Annotated in this window: 21 protein-coding genes and 1 pseudogene; 15 read left to right on the forward strand and 7 right to left on the reverse strand. The window is 44.6% G+C overall.

Annotation, left to right across the window (positions count from 1 at the left end):
* The first annotated feature begins 177 nt into the window (after positions 1-177).
* Together PN470_RS00970 and PN470_RS00975 are read left to right on the forward strand one after the other, a co-directional pair.
* Complete coding sequence (locus tag PN470_RS00970) at positions 178-816, forward strand: MotA/TolQ/ExbB proton channel family protein (protein ID WP_002776480.1); 639 nt, start codon at positions 178-180, stop codon at positions 814-816.
* A gap of 18 nt (positions 817-834) precedes the next feature.
* Positions 835-1,404 carry an ExbD/TolR family protein gene (locus tag PN470_RS00975; protein ID WP_002776482.1) on the forward strand — a complete coding sequence of 190 codons (570 nt, stop codon included), beginning with the start codon at positions 835-837 and terminating at the stop codon, positions 1,402-1,404.
* On the opposite strand, the gene PN470_RS00980 is transcribed toward PN470_RS00975, so the two are convergent.
* On the reverse strand, positions 1,405-1,755 hold the full coding sequence (locus PN470_RS00980; protein ID WP_002793181.1) for a hypothetical protein: 351 nt from the start codon (positions 1,753-1,755) through the stop codon (positions 1,405-1,407).
* A 516-nt stretch (positions 1,756-2,271) separates the two neighbouring features.
* Here PN470_RS00980 and PN470_RS00985 point away from each other — a divergent pair.
* Positions 2,272-3,465 carry an NAD(P)/FAD-dependent oxidoreductase gene (locus PN470_RS00985; RefSeq protein WP_272103382.1) on the forward strand — a complete coding sequence of 398 codons (1,194 nt, stop codon included), beginning with the start codon at positions 2,272-2,274 and terminating at the stop codon, positions 3,463-3,465.
* On the opposite strand, the gene PN470_RS00990 is transcribed toward PN470_RS00985, so the two are convergent.
* A complete protein-coding gene (locus tag PN470_RS00990) occupies positions 3,445-3,864 on the reverse strand; it encodes a GAF domain-containing protein (RefSeq protein WP_002776488.1) in 420 nt (139 codons plus the stop codon). The genes PN470_RS00985 and PN470_RS00990 overlap by 21 nt on opposite strands.
* Positions 3,865-3,948: 84 nt before the next feature.
* Between PN470_RS00990 and PN470_RS00995 the strand changes: the two genes are divergently transcribed.
* From PN470_RS00995 to PN470_RS01010, 4 genes are all read left to right on the forward strand, one after another.
* Positions 3,949-5,283 carry a ParA family protein gene (locus PN470_RS00995; RefSeq protein ID WP_103111533.1) on the forward strand — a complete coding sequence of 445 codons (1,335 nt, stop codon included), beginning with the start codon at positions 3,949-3,951 and terminating at the stop codon, positions 5,281-5,283.
* Positions 5,280-5,963, forward strand: a complete 684-nt coding sequence (locus PN470_RS01000) for a Rho termination factor N-terminal domain-containing protein (RefSeq protein WP_272103385.1) — start codon at positions 5,280-5,282, stop codon at positions 5,961-5,963. The genes PN470_RS00995 and PN470_RS01000 overlap by 4 nt, the downstream gene beginning before the upstream one ends.
* Positions 5,964-6,190: 227 nt before the next feature.
* Positions 6,191-6,394 carry a type II toxin-antitoxin system HicB family antitoxin gene (locus PN470_RS01005; RefSeq protein WP_002776494.1) on the forward strand — a complete coding sequence of 68 codons (204 nt, stop codon included), beginning with the start codon at positions 6,191-6,193 and terminating at the stop codon, positions 6,392-6,394.
* 14 nt (positions 6,395-6,408) lie between these two features.
* Positions 6,409-6,615 carry a type II toxin-antitoxin system HicA family toxin gene (locus PN470_RS01010; RefSeq protein ID WP_012266944.1) on the forward strand — a complete coding sequence of 69 codons (207 nt, stop codon included), beginning with the start codon at positions 6,409-6,411 and terminating at the stop codon, positions 6,613-6,615.
* A 261-nt stretch (positions 6,616-6,876) separates the two neighbouring features.
* Here the strand turns inward: PN470_RS01010 and PN470_RS01015 are convergent, their stop codons facing one another.
* Positions 6,877-7,593 carry a lysophospholipid acyltransferase family protein gene (locus tag PN470_RS01015; protein WP_272103387.1) on the reverse strand — a complete coding sequence of 239 codons (717 nt, stop codon included), beginning with the start codon at positions 7,591-7,593 and terminating at the stop codon, positions 6,877-6,879.
* 155 nt (positions 7,594-7,748) lie between these two features.
* Here PN470_RS01015 and metG point away from each other — a divergent pair, with 155 nt between their 5' ends.
* Together metG and PN470_RS01025 are read left to right on the forward strand one after the other, a co-directional pair.
* A complete protein-coding gene (gene metG / locus PN470_RS01020; RefSeq protein ID WP_272103389.1) occupies positions 7,749-9,362 on the forward strand; it encodes a methionine--tRNA ligase in 1,614 nt (537 codons plus the stop codon).
* A gap of 104 nt (positions 9,363-9,466) precedes the next feature.
* Complete coding sequence (locus tag PN470_RS01025; protein WP_002743578.1) at positions 9,467-10,072, forward strand: LabA-like NYN domain-containing protein; 606 nt, start codon at positions 9,467-9,469, stop codon at positions 10,070-10,072.
* A 498-nt stretch (positions 10,073-10,570) separates the two neighbouring features.
* Here PN470_RS01025 and PN470_RS01030 read toward each other — a convergent pair whose 3' ends face one another.
* From PN470_RS01030 to PN470_RS01040, 3 genes are all read right to left on the reverse strand, one after another.
* Positions 10,571-11,767, reverse strand: coding sequence for a DNA double-strand break repair nuclease NurA (locus tag PN470_RS01030; protein WP_149108011.1), 1,197 nt, complete (start codon positions 11,765-11,767; stop codon positions 10,571-10,573).
* Between the two features lie 88 nt (positions 11,768-11,855).
* Positions 11,856-13,013 carry a HigA family addiction module antitoxin gene (locus PN470_RS01035; protein WP_103111528.1) on the reverse strand — a complete coding sequence of 386 codons (1,158 nt, stop codon included), beginning with the start codon at positions 13,011-13,013 and terminating at the stop codon, positions 11,856-11,858.
* Entirely contained in the window at positions 13,006-13,341 is a 336-nt protein-coding gene (locus PN470_RS01040) for a type II toxin-antitoxin system RelE/ParE family toxin (protein WP_334310424.1), read from the reverse strand. Before PN470_RS01040 ends, PN470_RS01035 begins: the two co-directional genes overlap by 8 nt.
* 420 nt (positions 13,342-13,761) lie before the next feature.
* On the opposite strand from PN470_RS01040, the gene rpsL reads away from it, so the two are divergent.
* The 5 genes from rpsL (at position 13,762) to rpsJ (ending at position 18,781) form a co-directional block, all read left to right on the forward strand.
* Entirely contained in the window at positions 13,762-14,145 is a 384-nt protein-coding gene (rpsL, locus tag PN470_RS01045) for a 30S ribosomal protein S12 (protein ID WP_002740176.1), read from the forward strand.
* A 155-nt stretch (positions 14,146-14,300) separates the two neighbouring features.
* Positions 14,301-14,771, forward strand: coding sequence for a 30S ribosomal protein S7 (rpsG, locus tag PN470_RS01050; protein WP_002739653.1), 471 nt, complete (start codon positions 14,301-14,303; stop codon positions 14,769-14,771).
* A 143-nt stretch (positions 14,772-14,914) separates the two neighbouring features.
* A complete protein-coding gene (fusA, locus tag PN470_RS01055) occupies positions 14,915-16,990 on the forward strand; it encodes an elongation factor G (protein WP_272103391.1) in 2,076 nt (691 codons plus the stop codon).
* A 153-nt stretch (positions 16,991-17,143) separates the two neighbouring features.
* Positions 17,144-18,373 (forward strand): elongation factor Tu, encoded by a 1,230-nt coding sequence (tuf, locus tag PN470_RS01060; protein WP_272103393.1) that lies wholly within the window; start codon positions 17,144-17,146, stop codon positions 18,371-18,373.
* A gap of 90 nt (positions 18,374-18,463) precedes the next feature.
* Positions 18,464-18,781 carry a 30S ribosomal protein S10 gene (rpsJ, locus tag PN470_RS01065; protein WP_002740287.1) on the forward strand — a complete coding sequence of 106 codons (318 nt, stop codon included), beginning with the start codon at positions 18,464-18,466 and terminating at the stop codon, positions 18,779-18,781.
* A gap of 145 nt (positions 18,782-18,926) precedes the next feature.
* On the opposite strand, the gene glyQ is transcribed toward rpsJ, so the two are convergent.
* A complete protein-coding gene (glyQ, locus tag PN470_RS01070; protein ID WP_271936906.1) occupies positions 18,927-19,802 on the reverse strand; it encodes a glycine--tRNA ligase subunit alpha in 876 nt (291 codons plus the stop codon).
* Positions 19,803-19,828: 26 nt separating this feature from the next.
* Here glyQ and PN470_RS01075 point away from each other — a divergent pair.
* Positions 19,829-19,949, forward strand: a pseudogene (locus tag PN470_RS01075) (glycine--tRNA ligase subunit alpha); the annotation flags it as partial.

Here is a 19,949-nt window from a genome sequence, read left to right on the forward strand (position 1 = left end):
TGAAAAGCCCCATATCATCCTGTATTGTAAGTCAGCGTGAGAACTATAAATGTCAATCGATTAGGCTAGATCTTAAACTATAATCCTTAAACTATAATCATTACCCGATCGCCCGGTATTGGAGGAACAAAACAACTCGTGAGTATAACTGATTTAATCCAAAAAGGCGGAGTGGCCATGTGGCCGTTGCTTTTTCTGTCTATTTTAGCTCTTAGCACTATTATCGAACGAATTTGGTTTTGGAGTCGCACCCTCCTCAGTGAAGGCCAGATTTTAAATCGGATTATGGAATCGGCCACCCGTAACTGGGACTTAGCGGCAAAAGTCGCTAGGGATTCCCGCAATCACCCCATCGGTAGCTATCTCTACGCACCCCTGCGCTTAGAAAATCCAGATCCAGAGGTTTTTCACTTTGCCCTCGAATCGGCTGCCGATGAACAATTATCCCTAATGAAACGGGGCGATAAAATCCTTGAGGCAGTCATCGCCCTTTCTCCCCTGCTAGGATTATTAGGGACGGTACTCGGTTTAATTACCTCTTTGGCCAATATTCAACTGAGTGACCTGGGAACTTCCTCCACAGCCGGAGTAACTTTAGGTATTAGTGAAGCTTTAATTTCCACCGCTACCGGCTTAATTGTCGCTATCTTTAGCCTCGCTTTCTATCGCATTTTTCAGGGACTCTGGTTCAATCAAGCTAGAATTTTTCGCAAGGCCGGCAGTGATTTAGAAATTATCTACCGTCAACGTTGGCTAGATGGAGAAAACCAACAATACTCCCTCAGTGCTAACCTAGAAAAACCCCTCGATCGCTAAGTCTCCCCCTTATAACCCATGGCCGAAACTAAATCTCTTAACCACAAAAAGCCCAAAAGTAGCCATATTACGGCTCGTCCCCTGAAATTATGGCATGATCAACACCGCATTCAAGAGGATGTGCAGGTTAACATCATTCCCTTGATCGATGTAATTTTCTGTATTCTCACCTTCTTTATTCTCGGTGCAGTGGGATTATCTCGCCAACAGGCTATCAGTCTTGATTTACCGAAAGCTAGTACCGCCACCACCCCGATGCGGGAAATGTTGGTGGTTAGTCTCGATGATTTCGGACAACTCTACGTCGAAAAACAGATGGTGACTCGCCCCCAGTTATTCGAGGCAATCAAGAATTATCATCAATATAGTCCCAATGGACTGATGGTACTGAATGCTTCGCGTAATGCCAGTTATAACGAAGTGGTTGGGGTTTTAGACCTACTGCGACAGGTGGGTGGCGATCGCGTGGCCTTAGCCACTCTATCGGGGGAAGCTAACAATCCCACAATAGAAAATAGCAATCCTTTGCCTAATTTACCCACTAACCCCACCTTACCCGGTTTAACCAATCCTCTAGGCAGAAACTAACTAGGAATGGATGCGATAGCTGAGTAATTGTTCTTCGAGAGCTGCAATGCGATTGTAGGCCGCCGTCAATTGTGCCGTTAATCGGCGAATTTGGATTTCATCGGAAAAAGAATTTTCTCCATTGACAGCCGGGGATTGTTTGCCACCGTGATCTCGGAGAATATCTTTATGATCGTAGAGGCTATTATCGGATAACTCGGAAAAACCGACCATTTCCAAAGATTCACGCGGAGAACGACTCGATTTATCCCCAGCTAGGATAGCAATTTGCCGGCTGAGGCTCTCGACAATATCCTGTAGATGATCGACTTTCCGATCAAGACTGATAATCTGTTGTTGTAGTCCATTCATGCAATTACCTGGGTATAAAGGAGGCTTCCCCTCTATGCTAGGCTCTGGAGGAAATGGACTATGACAATTTATGATTGATTTAACGATTCCTTTACTGCCCTTAACTAATCTTAATATATTGCCCGGGTCAACCAGCTGCACCCGATAGCACTTCTATTAGAAATTAAGGTAAGCTGTTGAGCAGTAAGCCTCGATTTTAAGGAACTAAATTATGTTTAAAAATTGGTCTTTCGATGATTGGATGAATCATATCCTTTTTCTGGCTACAATTTTGGCTTTGCTGACGATTTGGCTGGGTAGATAAATAAAAACTATTTTTCTTTCCTGGTTTACCGAAAATTTGGGTTTAAGTTTCCCCGTCCATTTTACGGCAGGGAGTGTCAAAATAAGAAACAAAACCCTCAGCGATCGATAAGTACCTAAGCAAAATTAATTACACATTTCGATAAAGCTTTTGCCTCTTGCCTATTGCCTCTTGCCTATCTTCACTAGGAAATTTATTTTGCACGACTACTTATGACTGACTCAAACCCAAAAATTTGTATTCTCGGTGGTGGTTTTGGTGGACTCTATACTGCTTTACGTTTGAGTCAATTGCCTTGGAGCGATCAACACCCTCCCCAAATTACCTTAATTGATAAAAGCGATCACTTTTTATTTTCTCCCCTTCTCTACGAATTAGTCACCTCAGAACTGCAATCCTGGGAAATTGCTCCCCCTTTCAGCGAATTGCTCGCTAATACCCCCGTTAACTTCCAACAGGGAACCGTCACGGCGATCGATGTTAATAATCATAAAATAACCCTTGACAATAAAAACGATATATGCTATGACCGCCTCGTGATCGCCCTCGGTGGTCAATCTTCCCTTGACTTCCTACCCGGGGCCAGAACCCACGCTATCCCCTTTCGTAGTCTAGAGGATGCCTATCGTCTTCGGGATCGACTTAAAACCCTAGAACAATCCGATCGCGATAAAATTCGGGTCGCCATTATCGGGGGCGGTTATAGCGGCGTAGAATTAGCCTGTAAGCTGGCCGATCGTCTCGGAGAAAGGGGAAGAATTCGTCTGATCGAAAGAAATAGCGATATACTTGGCCCTTCAACCCAATTTAACCGCGACACCGCCAAAAAAGCCCTAGAAAAACGTCTAGTTTGGTTAGACCTCGAAACCACCGTCGCCGACATCCAAGCGGATCGCCTCTCCCTTGACTACAAAGGACAGATCGACAATATCCCCGTTGATCTAATTCTCTGGACCGTTAGCCCGATCGCCTCCCCACTGATCGCTAATTTGCCAATAGCACATAGTGAGCGCAAATTACTAAAAGTTAATCAATATTTACAAACTGTCGAAAACCCCAGCATCTACGCGATCGGTGATGCGGCCGATAGTCGCGACCAAGAGGATAAACCATACGCTGCCACGGCCCAAGTGGCCCTTCAACAGTCCGACTACTGCGCTTGGAATATTTGGGCGAGTTTCCACGATAAACCAGCTTTACCCTTCCGTTATCAACCTTTAGGCGAAATGTTGACCCTCGGCATCGATGAAGCTACGATTAGCGGTTTAGGACTAGAATTAGCCGGTCCCCTTGCCCATCTTACCCGTCGCTTAGTCTATCTCTACCGTCTGCCCACCCTTAACCATCAAATCGCCGTAGCATTCAACTGGATTACCCAACCGCTTCTATCCCTCATTTCTGAATAGCGAGTTCAGATATTCCTCCACTAATAAACTATCTCGATCGGTCAATTCCTGACCATCGAGACGATTTAAAAGCATTACTGCACCAAATAACCGATTATTAACCCTAATTGGCACAGCTAAAGCCGTTTTTATCCCCAAAGCGACCGCTATATCCTGACGGATGCGATTATCTCCTAGGGTTTGTCCTACCACCACCGGACAACTACCCTGGTAAACCACCGTACACAATCCCGACGTGGCAATATCACCCCTTTTGCCCACAATTGCCCCGGTGTTTTTACCCGCACCCGCCCGATAATAAATACTATCACCGTCAAATTCGGCAATGATAACCGTTTCTGTTGGAATTAAACCTAAAATTTCTTCAGCAATGCGATCGAGATTAGTTAATTTTTCCATAATGGGTTAGGGGTTGAGGAGATAGAGTGTTATACTCAAAAAAACAGTAATTCATTAACTTTAGTCTATAGTTTGTGAACTCAAATGAAAGATAACACCCCCAAAGTAAAAAGTCTCAAACCTTATCTTCAGCATTTGCCTCAAAATGCGTCGGAAGCTATTGTTAGCACCAACTTTGCACCTTACCTGATATCATATTTAGGATTTTCAGACAAGGAGAGAATTCCACAGTACGACACGGGAGGCGGTGGGATTACCGACTTTGCCACTCGCAGAAACCTAGAAAACGATATTTTTTTGCAGACAAAGAGTAATCCTTTTCTGCTGATAGAGTTAAAAGGTAGAGATATTAACCTAACTGAAAATAGTCCAAGTTATAGGGCAACTGTCAATCAGTTAAAGCGTCAGTTATTAGGGAATAACTGTCAAGCAGCCCAATGGGGAATTATCAATAATAGTTCACACATCCAGTTATTTAGAAAACATGGTAAAACCATTTTTCCTGCTACTACTTGCATAGAGCTAACTCCTGAGAACATTGATGACACTATAGCTCTAATCAAGACAAAAATTGACAGCACTCCCAAAGCACTAACGGTTACTGTTTACAATAATAAAGGCGGTATAGGCAAAACCACCACCACCGTAAATCTTGCAGCTTTCCTTGCCCTTTTAGGTAAAAAAGTTTTAGTTTTAGACTTTGATTTTAATCAACGAGATTTAACTAAATCTATCCTAACTATAAACCCAGAAGATGGACTACTAGAAAAGGCTTTAACTGACCGCAATATTGATATAAAATCAGTGATCATTCCCTATATTTTTAAGAATTCAAAACGACAAATTACCTTCGATGTTGTTCCTGCTGATCCTAAAATGGCAGAGTATCCGGAATTTCAGTATAATTCTCAAATGAAAATATTCACTCTCCATAGAAAATTAGACTTAGCTAGATATGAATATGATTACATCTTTATAGATGCAGCTCCCAATTGGCGATTTCCTAGCCAGCTGGCTGTTTATGCTGCCGATGTTGTCCTCTTACCCACAAAACATAACAATTCATTCTCCCTTAATAATGCAGCCACTGCCATCAAGGAGTTTCTGCCGCAAATGCAAAAATTAAAAAAAGATGGGACTCCCATAGCCTTACCAATTTTTTTCAACGGTGAGAAGATTACTCAACCACAGTTAGAGCTTGCCCAAAAAGAAATTAATCAAATACTAAAAAATGACAAAAACCTTGTACACTATTTTTATCCCAGATATACTAATGCCAAAAAAGATTTACATATTCATCACCTGCCAGAATACGCTATTATAGCCAGTGCTGCCTTCGCTCGCGTGCCAGCCGTTTATAAAAATCGTTCCGCTTATGACTATTACAAAGACTTAGCAAAGGAGTATTTTTTACAATGATGGAATATACCGATATTGGTACTTTAAAGTATCTCTACTTAGATGAAATAGAAATTACCAATGGGACCGATGCTGATAGTTTTTTAATTGAAGCTACTGCTAAACTATTACAGCAGACAGGTGGACGCAATTGGCTGCCTGTAATCGTGAAAGAACTATCAGAGGATCGCTATGAAGTTATCGGCAACTCATTTGTTTATGCTGTGGCTGAAAGGGCTGGACTAGAAAGAATTTGGTGTATTATTGCCGATGGAACAGAAGATGCTAGGAATATATCCAGAGTTTTGGCAAGAGAAGAAACCCCAAAACTAAATCTGTCAACAGCTTCAAGAGAAGAAATTAAATCTGCTTTACAGTTCTTAATTGAACAACCGAATAGCCCCCTAAAAACAGTTAAATTAGCCACTGCTACTGCTAGGATTGATGAGGCTCCCCGTCAATTCTGGAAGAGTTTAGATTCAATTGTTGCCCTCAAGTGTGGAATTACAAAAGGGAAGGGATTAGATTTACTCAAAACTGTCTTTTATCTCACTCCTCAAGATGCAGTGATTGAGGAATTTTCAGAAGAAACTCTCAACCTCAAGACTGTTTCTGAATTAAAGACTCTAGCCAAAGAAAAGGGAATCGTTGGTTTAAGCAAGATGAAGAAAGCAGAGCTAGTCAGAATATTGGCGCAATAGAAAAAGGAGTATGAATTATGAATTATGAATTATCAATTATGAATTATCAATTGCTAGAAGATATTGAAAGTGAATTAAAATGGCAGCAAAGCCTTTCTAACGAAGATATGGAATTGGGAGCTTTTTCAACGTGAACCACTATCGAGTCATCCCGGGCTTGAGCATTGATTATGCTTGTGGAGTCCATCTGTTATCATCTTGGGTAGTTCTCTAAGGATTTAGTCCCTATGAAATGGCGAGTGATACTTGAACCCGATCCCGATACAAACGAATGGGCAATTTGGTGTCCGGAACTGCCCGGATGCACATCTGCCGGTATTACACAAGAGGAAGCTCTCAATAATATACGCGAAGCGATCGAGCTTTATTTACAACCTGATGCTATCGACCTTCTACCAGGAGCAGTAATCCGTGAGGTTATGGTGGGATGACTCGACTCAGGAGAATGAATGCTGACGAGGTTGAGCGCATATTACGCAAGTATAACTTTGAACTGATCTCTCAGAAGGGTAGTCATAGAAAATGGCGTGGTAGGGATCAAGATACTCAAGTTATCGTACCTTACCATCAAGGGAGAGATTTACCTACTGGAACATTGCGTAACATCATGATTACAGCCATGATCCCAGAAGGAGAGTGGAAATCTCCATAAACTTCATCTAAAGTCCATCTGTCTAACCAATCACTGCACCCGACCGAGAGTTAGACTGATAATATCATTCAAGGTTGGGCTTCGGCCATGAGCTTTTGCCGAACGGTTGAAGCATGAAACCCAACGCCCGATCATGTTAGGCTACTGCTAACCCATCCTACAAATAATTGTGTCTCCCTACTTATAACAAATCACTCCAGTATCAATTATGAATTATGAGTTAGGAAGTGGGAAGAAAAAAGCTGCCGACTGCCTCCTGACTTACCCTTTCAGCAATAAATCGCCAATTTCCGACTGACAATGACTAATTAAACGATTAAGGGCTTTTTTTCCTTGTTTACCTTGATAATCTGAGCGATCGCTTTCAGTAATTCCATAGGGACGACCGATCGCCACCTTGACACGATGATAAAAGACAACGGGATGCCAACCATCTTGATCGAATAAAGGTTCTGTGGTATCTAATAAGCGCAGCAAACGCACGGGAAAAGGACTAATAGTAGTTTCCGACTCGGAGAGAATAGCCACAGGTAAGACAGATAGATTCTCCACGGGACAACCCAAGGCTAAATGGGCAAATCCGCTTTGAAAACGGCTAATTTGACGAGGAGCAGTCAAATTTAACATCGGCGATCCACCTTCTGGAAATAAACCGATCCATCGTCCGGACTGTAAAAAATCCGTTGCTTGCCGAAAAAAAGTCCGGTGGCGCTTTTCGGGAGTATCAAAGGGAAAACAGCCCAATTCTCCGATTAATTCCCGCAAAAGCGGCGTTTTTCCCATGTAGTGATGACAGGCGATTGGGAGAGTTTTGCCCAAAGCTTGAATTAAAATCGGCGCGTCCAAAAAGCTACGATGGTTACTTACCACGATCGCCACTCCTTGGCTGGGTAGATTTTCTTGACCGACGGTAAACAGACTCGTGCGCGTGGTATCAAGAATTAAACGAGAGGTAGATAGGGGGGTAAGCAGCGTCATGGAGAAAAAAAATCGGCCTTAAGATTGTTTTTATTGACTTAGATCACAACTAAAGGATAAAACAGAATTAGAGGATCATAAAACATAGGGATTGTCTCCCAATCATCTACGGATCAGCCTCGGGGCAGCCTCGTCTATTTAAAAAAATAAATTTCATGAATGATTTGAATGAGCGAAAAACATTTGCTTTAACAACACCTCTTTATTATGTCAACGATATCCCCCACATCGGTAGTGCTTACACGACGATCGTAGCGGATGTTATGGCACGATGGCAGCGGTTACAGGGCAATTCTGTCCTCCTGATTACAGGAACCGACGAACACGGACAGAAAATCGAACGGACTGCGGCAGCCAAAGGACTCAATCCCCAGGAACATTGCGATCGCATTGTCACCAGTTTTGCCAATCTCTGGGCAAAGCTACACATCCAGTATGATCGCTTTAGTCGCACCACTGCCCCCCGTCATCAGGCAATTGTTAACGAATTTTTTGAAAGAGTCTGGGAAAAGGGCGATATCTATCTCGCTCGCCAACAGGGTTGGTATTGCGTCGCCTGTGAAGAATTTAAGGAAAAAAGAGAACTGTTAGATAATGGCTGTTGTCCCATTCATACTAATCTGGCCGCCGAATGGCGCGACGAGGAAAACTATTTTTTCCGTCTCTCTAAGTATCAGGCACAACTAGAACAACTTTACCGAGAGCAGCTCGATTTTATTCAACCGGAAAGCCGACGTAATGAGGTTCTCAACTTCGTCAACCAAGGACTACAGGACTTCTCCATTTCTAGGGTTAATGTGGCTTGGGGGTTTCCTATTCCCCACGATGGTCAGCATACCATCTACGTTTGGTTTGATGCCCTTCTTGGCTATGTTACCGCCCTTCTCGACCCCGAAGACGAACCCACCCTAGAAAATGCCTTGGCCAAATGGTGGCCGATCGATCTCCATCTGATCGGTAAAGATATATTAAGATTCCATGCCATTTATTGGCCAGCTATGCTAATGTCAGCGGGTTTACCCTTGCCCAAAAGAGTGTTCGGCCATGGCTTTTTGACCAAAGACGGGCGGAAAATGGGCAAAAGTCTCGGTAATACCCTCGATCCCTTCGATTTGGTTGATCGCTATGGGGCCGATGCCGTCCGTTACTATTTCGTTAAAGAGATTGAATTAGGACAGGATGGCGATTTTCAGGAAACCAGATTTGTTAATATTCTTAACGCAGATTTAGCCAACGATTTAGGCAACCTCCTCAATCGCACCCTAGGCATGGTCAAAAAATACTGCCAAAATATCCCCCCCCAGTTGACTGGCGTAGATATCCCCAACGATAATCGTCTTAAGAATATGGGGATCAATCTAGGGGGCATTGTTGAACAGAAGTACAATGCGCTACAATTTAATCAAGCCTGTGAGGAAATATTAGCGTTGATTCGCGCTAGTAACAAGTTTATCGATGAGAGTGCGCCCTGGAGTTTATTTAAACAGAAACAACAAGCAGCAGTAGAACAAGTCCTCTACGCAGTTTTGGAATCAGTAAGACTCTCTGCCTACCTACTCTCACCGATAATACCGACCTTGAGCAGTAAAATTTATCAACAACTAGGTTTTGTTATTGATTTTAATACTTTCAGGTCGGAGGATGGGGAAAACTTCCCTGATAGTGTCTCTTTTTTCCAACACTGTCAATGGGGATTACCCACAAATCCACAACTAGGAACACCTGAACCGATCTTTTCTAAACTAGAACTGCCGTTAAACGATTCCTAAAGGAATTTTTTGATAACTCTATTTTTTAAGGTCTGTTGTCCTTTCGGATACAACTGGCAAACACCCAACACTAAACTTTTAACAAACAAACGAGGAAAAATAAAATGTTTGATGATTATGATACAGCCCCAGTCTTCACCCCTGAACAAGTGCTAGAAAATCGCGGCCGTGTGGCGATTTTCATCGATGGTTCTAATTTATTTTATGCGGCTCTGCAATTAGGTATCGAAATTGACTACACCAAATTACTTTGTCGTTTAACTGCCGGTTCTCGTCTCTTGCGCGCCTTCTTTTATACTGGAGTTGATCGCACTAACGAAAAACAGCAGGGATTCCTCCTCTGGATGCGTCGCAACGGTTATCGAGTCATCGCTAAAGATCTGGTACAATTACCCGATGGTTCCAAAAAAGCCAATCTCGACGTGGAAATTGCCGTAGATTTAATGGCGCTAGTGGGTTCCTATGATACCGCAGTAATTGTCAGTGGTGATGGGGATTTAGCCTATGCTGCCGATTCCGTCAGTTACCGTGGTGCGCGAGTGGAAGTGGTTAGTTTGCGATCAATGACCAGTGATAGTTTAATTAATGTAGCCGATCGCTATGTTGATCTAGATCAAATTAAAGAAGAAATTCAAAAAACTAGCAAACATCACGTTAGTTATAATAATTTCCCCGTCAGCGTCTTAGACCAAGATCGTAGCAGTCGCTAGAAAAATTCGGCAAAAATCAAGTTTAAGGTGGGAATTACCCACCTTTTTCAGTTATCAGTTATCAGTGACCAGTTATCAGTTATCAGTGACCACTCCCCCCGCAACGCGCACGAAGTGGTCTCCCATCTCCCCGCTCCCCTGCTCCCTGACTTGAAAATAGAAGCTGAAATAACGCAAATTCGTCAATCATACTAAATCCGTTGAGTATAAGCTACATATCAGGAGAGGCACTCCTGCAAGTGGAGTGACTGTTAGATTGTGACAGATGTATTAGCAGCTGCGTGTAAGCATCCCACCGAAAAACTAATGCGCGGGGGGTTTGGGGGCGGCGCCACGCCCCCAACGGGGGGTTTGGGGGGTAGAACCCCCCAAAGACTTGGATTGAGTGATCAAGTGGGAAGTAATACTAAATCCGTTGAGTATGGGCTACATATCAAGAGAGGCACTCACGCAATAACTGGATTTAGCATAACCACTCCCCACTCCCTGTCTCCTCAATTAAGCGATACTACTGCGTTTTCTCGCTTCCTTATAAGATGTTCCCACATCCTGTAAACCGACTTTAATCATCTGTTGTTCCAAAAGGGCAAAAAAACGCAAGCGATCGCCACCTTTGATCACAGCTAAATTGTGCGCTTCCGCTAAGGCGATCGGATAACCATAACCTTTTAACACCTGGGCCAGTAAAATACTCAAAGAGCGATCGAGTAATTCTCGCTCCTCCACCACCCAAGCAGGAACCTCTACCCTAGCGATTTCCGTCCCCACATGGAGATAACAGAAGTAAATGCGATGCTCATCCCCATAAAGATCGAGTATTTTCAAAGAACTGCGCCAAAAAGGACTTCTTTGCCCCGGTTCCAATAAATAACCCCAGAGAGAAGCATCCCGGAGAGGATCGACAACGCGACAAGGGGTTTTTTCTGGGTCTAAATCACCGCAATTGATCAAGCAATTGGGAGTATCATGGGGACAAGATTGTAAACGGAGGAAATTTAAGCTTTCCGTGCTACGAGAAGCACTAATATAACCCATAAGCGGGATTCTAGCTGATTTTAAATCGTCCCAAGACTGAAAAATCGGTGGCAAAATTAAATCTTTTGCTTCCGGGGGGAGACTATCGATAAACCAATAGATCAAAGAACCATCCACGAGGGCTAAATTTGGTTCATAATGGGCCCCAGGGGGTTTTACCCAACGGGTAGCCATTTCTGCTAACATTTGGCTTTCTAATACCGTCCGACGATAACTCATCCACTCATCCACGCGAATACCCCACTGTTTAGAAATGTAGAGGTCTTCTGATTTGTAATAGACTTCGGGAATGCTATCGAGGAGCGGGTGCAAATTTTGACCATAGTGCAACATAATCCTACCGATATTAATTAGATAACAGTAGGCGATTTCGTGGTGAGAAGGGGCAATTTGGGAACCATCCGTGGCAAAAACGCTATGACTTTCGGGAGCGGGAAGGATAGTAACGCGGGTGTCGAGAGGTTCGATCGGTAGCGCGACGGAGAAAATTAGGCGATCGTGCCAGTTATGATAGAGTTCTAGCAGTTTTTCCTGTTGCTGTTGAGCTTGTTCTAAAAGAATTTTAGCCCGTTGCACGCGCTCGCGACTAGCTGCCACTTCCTGTTGAAAATGTTGACTGATTCCTGGCATTTTTGCCGCTAATTTCGCAAGATCGAGCATAGCTATCCTCTCCCTGACTTTTTTTGATTTTATCGCAATTTTGTCACTTATTGCCAAATTTATCCATAGTAATCTCCGCTTACAGCATTTATCTCAAGGGTGAGATAGGAAGTTTTCCTTTTGGGGAGTCGCTCGTCAATACCAAAAAGGAATCTTGCGTATTTAGACAATATTTGTCCTTGAGATCATTGCAGTTTTGATAAGGAATAATTTGCTCATGTTGCATTCTACCCACAATAATACCAGGGTGTATTTCTAGTTGTTCAGCAAATTGATTAATAGCTTTTTTACTGAGAGAATTATTGGCGATAAATCTCTGCCAATCTCCAGGATCAATTAAGAAATTAGCCGCAAAAACATCCGCCTCTTTTTCTTTAATTGTATCTTGAATATCTTGCCCCTCTAAAAATAAAATTCGTTTCCCATGTAATAAAATATGACCAGCTTCATGAAAAAAAGAAAACCAAAAATGATCATTTGTTTTGTATCGATCGCTCAATTGAATTAAAGCTTTCTGAGAACCTAACCAACGGGTAGCACCTTGTACCCTTGTTTTCGGAAGTTCAGGAACAAAAACCAAGGCAACCCCCGCTGCCGCACAAAGCTCGATCATTTGCGGTTGAAATACCTCGATAGACTTAATAGTTAACGAACGAATTTGTCGCAAGGCATCTCTGAATTTCAACTCGTTGTAATCAGCACAATTAATTTTCGATGCTTCTATTTCTCCTTGACGCAACCATGCCGTTATTGCCCCTTGATCGCTCTCAAACCCCTGAGACTTTCTAAAATCAATCGATAAATTTCTCCCCCAAATCTCCTCCCATTGCTCAGGGGAAACAACGGCAAAAAAATTCAAACTCTCCCGTAATTGCTCTATTTTATCCTCATCAAACTTGAGCCAGCCTAATTCAGTCATCTGGCGATAAGGAATTTGTTTTAACCAGCCTAAATAACCTTTTAATCTTTGATTCTCATTTTTTCTCGCTAAATATTCCCGATAAAGTCTTTCGCGCTCTATCCAGAAACTGGCGGGAGTTCCTAACACTAACTCTATCTGTAAGGCGGTATCGATAGTAATCTCCGCTTTACCTTTTATTATCTCATTGATAGTCTTTTTTGGTCTGCCCATGCGTTGGGCGAGTTCCGATTGAGACATATTTCTTTCTTCTAGGATTTCGGCAAGGGTTTCTCCCGGTGGAGAAATAAAATCCGGTGCATATCTGTTCTCAATAGTATTAGTCATGGGTGTCATCTATGCCAATAATTACGACTGCGGTTACTTTCTTCCAATCAATTCCCCCGTCTGCTTTTTGAGGAATCTGTATATCAGCTGGCTCAAAAATTAGTCTGAGAGGATGAACTAAATCTAGAGATAGTTGTCCAGCACGGTTATGTAACAATTCGTGGCAACGTCCCGGCAGCGATCGCATTTCCTCCAGGACAATAACTGCTTTTAAGTCGTCGAGTCTTTGCCTGATTTTCTTAGCCATCTTCTCTCCAGACTGTTTTTTCAGTAGTCTTTGGCTATTGCATTCGTTCTCAAATTTTTTTTCCTTAAAGACAATATCCATTGTAGATGACCCTTGTAATATTGTTAACCTCAAAGGTTAACAATATTTTATGGTAGCCTGTGGTGCATCCAGTACAAAAGCTCTAAATATAGCGTTAAGAGCTAATAGTCTAGACACCAGTTCTGAAAATGAGGTTAGCTAGAGACAGTTTTTCAGATATTAGCCGATTAATCAGGTGATAATTATCGCTAAAATCGCACTATCAAGCCAAAACAACGAAGCTGTAATTTTATCGCCTAATAACGCTCGAATTGAGTGCCGCCGCTGCCCAAGAAAAAGACAATCTCTAACCTCCGAAACCAGAGAAAAGCACAATAAGCGACTTGACAACAACAGCGGCAATTTGCTATAATGGCCTTTTGTCAACGATTTGACCTTCGGTAACAAGGAGTTCAGAGTAACCTTAGATACAGCCCTATCATGCCCACCATTCAGCAATTAATACGCGACGAAAGATCCAAAGCGAAAAGAAAAACCAAATCTCCCGCCCTCAAACAATGCCCCCAACGTCGGGGAGTTTGTACAAGAGTATATACCACCACACCCAAAAAACCCAACTCAGCCCTACGGAAAGTGGCTAGGGTACGTTTAACCTCTGGATTTGAGGTGACAGCCTACATCCCGGGCATCGGTCATAACCTGCAAGAACACTCGGTCGTCCTCATTCGCGGCGGTCGGGTCAAAGATCTACCCGGAGTCAGATATCACATCATTCGCGGCACCCTTGATGCCACCGGGGTGAAAAACCGTCAAAAGGCGCGATCCAAGTACGGAACCAAACGCCCCAAACCCGCCGCTAAATAAACAGGAAATTGATTAACCAAAAAAATACTCCCACCGAGTCGGTCAAAGTTAACCCAAGAGACTGAAGACTCGCAGGAGAGGGTTTGAGATGGGCTGTAATCATCCGACTGTCAAGCAAAAGTTAAAGTTAACCTAGAAAATTCAGGAATATTCCGATGTCTCGCCGTAAAAACGTCAAAAAACGTCCTATTCCCCCCGATCCCGTTTACAATAGCTGTTTAGTCAGCATGACCATCCGCCGGATCATGCGATCGGGCAAAAAATCCCTAGCCGCTAACATCGTTTACGATGCCCTGAAAACCGTCGGCGAACGTACCGGTCAAGAACCCCTAGAAGTATTTGAAAAAGCCGTTAAAAACGCCACTCCCCTAGTGGAAGTGAAAGCCCGCCGGGTCGGTGGAGCCACCTATCAAGTCCCGATGGAAGTACGCACCAACCGTGGTAGTACATTGGCACTGCGTTGGTTAGTCCATTATGCCAGAACCAGAGGCGGCAAAACCATGGCAGGTAAACTAGCCAACGAGATCATGGATGCGGCCAACGAAACCGGCGGCACGATCAAAAAACGGGAAGAAACCCACCGGATGGCGGAGGCAAACAAAGCCTTTGCCCACTATCGTTACTAAGAAAGATACTTTAAAGATACTTTAAGGGCGGTGGACTACACCGCTGCCGCCAAAAAACTGTCAAGAAAAGTATAGAATTGTAAATAGTGTAAAAAATCCTAGAACAAAATCCCATCACTGGCAAGCAAAGCAAGGAGGTTGCTGTGGCACGGACTATCCCGCTAGAGAGAGTGCGAAACATCGGAATCGCCGCTCACATAGACGCGGGCAAAACAACGACAACAGAAAGAATCCTGTTCTATACGGGAGTCGCCCATAAACTGGGCGAAGTCCACGACGGAACGGCAATTACCGACTGGATGGAACAGGAACGGGATCGAGGAATCACCATCACCGCCGCCGCCATCAGTACCAGTTGGCAAGATCATCGCATCAACATCATTGACACCCCCGGCCACGTCGATTTCACCATTGAAGTGGAACGTTCCATGCGGGTACTCGATGGCGTGGTGGCGGTTTTCTGCTCTGTTGGTGGTGTACAACCCCAATCGGAAACCGTCTGGAGACAAGCCGATCGGTACAAAGTACCCCGGATTGCCTTTATCAACAAAATGGACAGAACGGGAGCGAACTTCTTCAAAGTTTACGAACAATTAAGAGATCGCCTTAGAGCTAACGCCGTTCCCATCCAAATGCCGATCGGCGCAGAAAGCCAACTGAGCGGGATCGTTGATCTCGTCAAGATGCGCGCCTATATATATAAGGATGATCTAGGGAAAGACATAGAAGAAACCGACATTCCCGAAGACTTATTGGAAAAGGCCGAAAAATTCCGCGTGCAGCTGGTGGAAGCAGTAGCGGAAGCTGATGAAGAACTCCTAGAAAAATATCTAGAAGGTGAAGAACTCACCGAAGCCGAAATCAAACGCGGTCTCAGAGAAGGGACGATTGCTGGTACAATTGTTCCCGTCCTCTGCGGCTCGGCTTTCAAAAACAAAGGGGTACAACTGCTCCTCGATGCCGTTGTCGATTATCTGCCCTCACCCTCGGAAGTAGCCGCCGTTAAAGGGATTCTCCCCGATGGTAGCGAGGCAATCCGGGAAGCCAAGGACGATGCGCCCTTCTCGGCCCTCGCCTTCAAAATCATGGCCGATCCCTTCGGTCGTTTAACCTTCCTGCGGGTCTATTCCGGTGTACTAGCTAAAGGCAGCTACGCCTACAACTCCACCAAAGGAACCAAAGAACGGATCGCTCGCCTGATCGTCCTCAAATCCAACGAACGGATCGAATTGGATGAACTGCGCGCCGGTGATCTGGGAGCGGCGATCGGACTGAAAAACACCATTACCGGGGATACCCTCTGTGATGATAAGAACCCGATTATTCTAGAATCCCTCTTTATCCCCGAACCGGTTATCTCCGTGGCGGTGGAACCGAAAACCAAACAGGACATCGAGAAACTCAGCAAAGCTCTGCAAGCTCTCTCCGATGAAGATCCCACCTTCCGGGTCAAAGTTGATCCCGAAACCAATCAAACGGTAATCGCCGGGATGGGAGAACTGCACCTGGAAATCCTCGTCGATCGGATGCTGCGGGAATACAAAGTCGAAGCGACGGTGGGCGCTCCCCAAGTTGCCTATCGGGAAACTGTGCGGAAACCCGTACGGGCCGAGGGTAAATTTATCCGTCAAAGTGGCGGTAAAGGGCAGTACGGCCACGTCGTCATCGAACTCGAACCGGGTGAACCGGGGTCAGGCTTTGTCTTCGTCTCCAAAATTGTCGGTGGTGCTATCCCCAAAGAATACATCAACCCGTCAGAACAAGGGATGAAAGAAGCTTGCGAATCGGGGATCGTCGCGGGTTATCCCGTCATCGACCTGAAAGCAACCCTGGTAGATGGTTCTTTCCACGATGTGGACTCCTCCGAGATGGCCTTTAAGATAGCCGGTTCCATGGCGATCAAAGAAGCGGTGATGAAAGCTACCCCCGTTCTCCTAGAACCGATGATGAAAGTCGAAGTGGAAGTACCCGAAGACTTCATCGGTAACGTCATCGGTGATCTTAACTCCCGTCGGGGACAAATCGAAGGCCAAGAAACCGAGGCTGGCATCGCCAAAGTCTCCGCTAAAGTCCCCCTAGCGGAAATGTTTGGTTACGCCACTGATATTCGCTCTAAAACCCAAGGACGGGGCATCTTCACCATGGAATTTAGCCATTACGAAGAAGTCCCCCGCAACGTGGCCGAGGCGATTATCGCCAAAAGTAAAGGAAACGGATAATCAGTGACCAGTGACCGGTGAGCAGTGAAGACAAACCGATCATTTAAATTTGATCGGTCAACCCTAATAACTGCTAACTTAAAACTGATCTCCAGTAACTGATTAATGTTCACCCAGCTGAAGAAGAAAAAAAAACAAAGGAACAGAAAGTAAATGGCACGCGCTAAATTTGAACGGACGAAACCCCACGTTAACATCGGTACGATCGGTCACGTTGACCACGGCAAAACTACCCTCACCGCCGCTATCACTATGACCCTAGCGGCTCTGGGTAATGCCCAAGCTAAAAAATACGATGAAATCGATGCCGCTCCCGAAGAAAAAGCCCGCGGGATCACCATCAACACCGCTCACGTTGAGTACGAAACCGCTGATCGCCACTATGCACACGTGGACTGCCCCGGCCACGCCGACTATGTAAAAAACATGATCACCGGTGCGGCACAGATGGACGGTGGTATTCTCGTGGTCTCGGCCGCCGATGGCCCGATGCCCCAAACCCGGGAACATATCCTGCTGGCTCGTCAGGTGGGTGTACCTAACCTCGTGGTCTTCCTCAACAAAAAAGATATGGTGGATGATGAGGAGTTACTGGAACTCGTGGAACTGGAAGTGCGCGAACTTCTCACCAGTTACGACTTTGCTGGCGACGATATCCCCATTATTGCCGGTTCTGCGAAAGAAGCCCTCGACTACATGACCAAAAATCCCAAGGCCCAAAAAGGCGATAACGAGTGGGTGGACGCAATTTATGAATTAATGGACGCGGTGGATAGCTATATCCCCACCCCCGAACGGGATATCGATAAACCCTTCCTGATGGCGGTAGAAGACGTATTCTCGATTACTGGTCGGGGGACGGTGGCTACTGGTCGGATCGAACGCGGTAAGGTGAAAGTGGGTGATAACGTGGAATTGGTCGGGATCAGAGCAACTCGCCCCACCACCGTCACCGGGATCGAAATGTTCAAGAAAAGTCTTGACGAAGGGATGGCAGGTGACAACGCTGGTATCCTCCTGCGTGGTATCCAAAAAACCGACATCGAGCGCGGCATGGTGATCGCTAAACCGGGTACAATCAAACCCCACACCCAGTTTGAGGGGGAGGTGTATGTGTTAACTGCAGGAGAAGGTGGTCGTCACACTCCTTTCTTTAAAGAATATCGTCCTCAGTTCTATGTACGGACAACTGACGTAACTGGCACGATCCAAGACTACACCGCCGACGATGGCAGCACTGTAGAAATGGTCATGCCGGGAGACCGGATCAAAATGACCGTGGAACTGATCAACCCGATCGCTATTGAACAGGGTATGCGCTTCGCTATTCGCGAGGGTGGTCGCACCATCGGTTCTGGCGTTATCTCGAAAATTATCAAGTAGGCTAATCTACTAATTAACGGGGCAGTGAATTTAAAAGCTGCTCCGTTACTGTCTTTATTTTGTACCTTGACAATTGCAATAGGTGAAATTATGGCTACGCTACAACAACAGAAAATTCGCATTCGTTTGAAAGCTTTTGACCAGCGCTTACTCGATACTTCCTGTGAGAAGATTGTCGATACTGCCAATAGAACTAACGCCACAGCGATCGGACCGATTCCCCTACCGACAAAAAGAAAGATTTATTGTGTCCTGCGTTCCCCTCACGTTGACAAGGACTCCCGTGAACATTTTGAAACCCGCACCCATCGCCGCATTATTGATATTTACCAACCCTCTTCTAAGACAATCGATGCTTTGATGAAATTAGATTTACCCGCAGGGGTTGATATTGAAGTTAAATTGTAAAAAATGCCAAAAAGATGTTATCGCTAACATCTTTTTTTCTTCCCCACTATCCCATAACTTTTAAACAGGATTTTTGATAAAAGGAAGTTATTAAAAGAAGGGCAGTACAATTGGTAGGGGTGCATCACCAAAGATGCCCAGATCGCTAGACCTTTTGTAGGGGAAAACCTAAAGCTTCTCGTTGCTGTAAATACAATTGAGCAACCTGTCGAGCTAAATTGCGAATTCTGCCGATATAACGGGTTCTTTCAGCTACAGCAATCACACCTCTAGCATCAAGTAAATTAAAAGTATGGGAACATTTGAGAACATAATCTAGACTGGGAATCACCAGACAGCGATCGATTAATTGTTTAGCTTCCTGTTCATATAAACTGAATAAACTAAATAATAACTCAGGATTAGAAGCCTCAAAATTGTAGGTACATTGTTCGATTTCATTTTGTAGAAAAATGTCACCGTAGAGGATATTTTCATTCCATTGAATTTTATTAATTGCCTCCACATCTTGCAGATACATGGCTAATCTTTCTAAACCGTAGGTAATTTCGATCGCCACGGGACGACAATCGATACCTCCACACTGTTGAAAGTAGGTAAATTGGGTGATTTCCATCCCATCTAACCACACTTCCCAACCCACACCCCAAGCGCCGAGGGTGGGAGATTCCCAGTTATCTTCCACGAAGCGAATATCGTGATCTTCTGGGTTAATTCCTAACACCCGCAGGGAGTCTAAATAGATATCCTGAATATTATCAGGAGAGGGTTTAATTAGGACTTGATATTGATAGTAATGCTGAAAACGATTGGGATTTTCGCCATAACGGCCATCCGTAGGACGACGACAGGGTTCCACATAGGCAACGGCCCAAGGTTCCGGACCAATTGCCCTTAAAAAAGTGTGGGGACTCATGGTTCCTGCACCTTTTTCGGTATCATAGGGTTGAGCAACTAAACAACCGCGATCAGCCCAAAATTCATTTAATTTAGCGATAACAGCTTGGAAAGTTAGAGACATGGGAAAAAGTAAAAAAGCGGGTTAGGGGTTGGGAAGTGTGGTTAGATGGGATGGAAATCACCCAATTTACCTACTTTCAACAGTGGGGAGGTATCGATTGTCGTCCCGTGGCGATCGAAATTACCTACGGTTTAGAAAGATTAGCCA

Origin of the sequence: Microcystis sp. CS-574, from assembly GCF_028329095.1 — a bacterium.
Lineage (GTDB): Bacteria > Cyanobacteriota > Cyanobacteriia > Cyanobacteriales > Microcystaceae > Microcystis > Microcystis ichthyoblabe_A.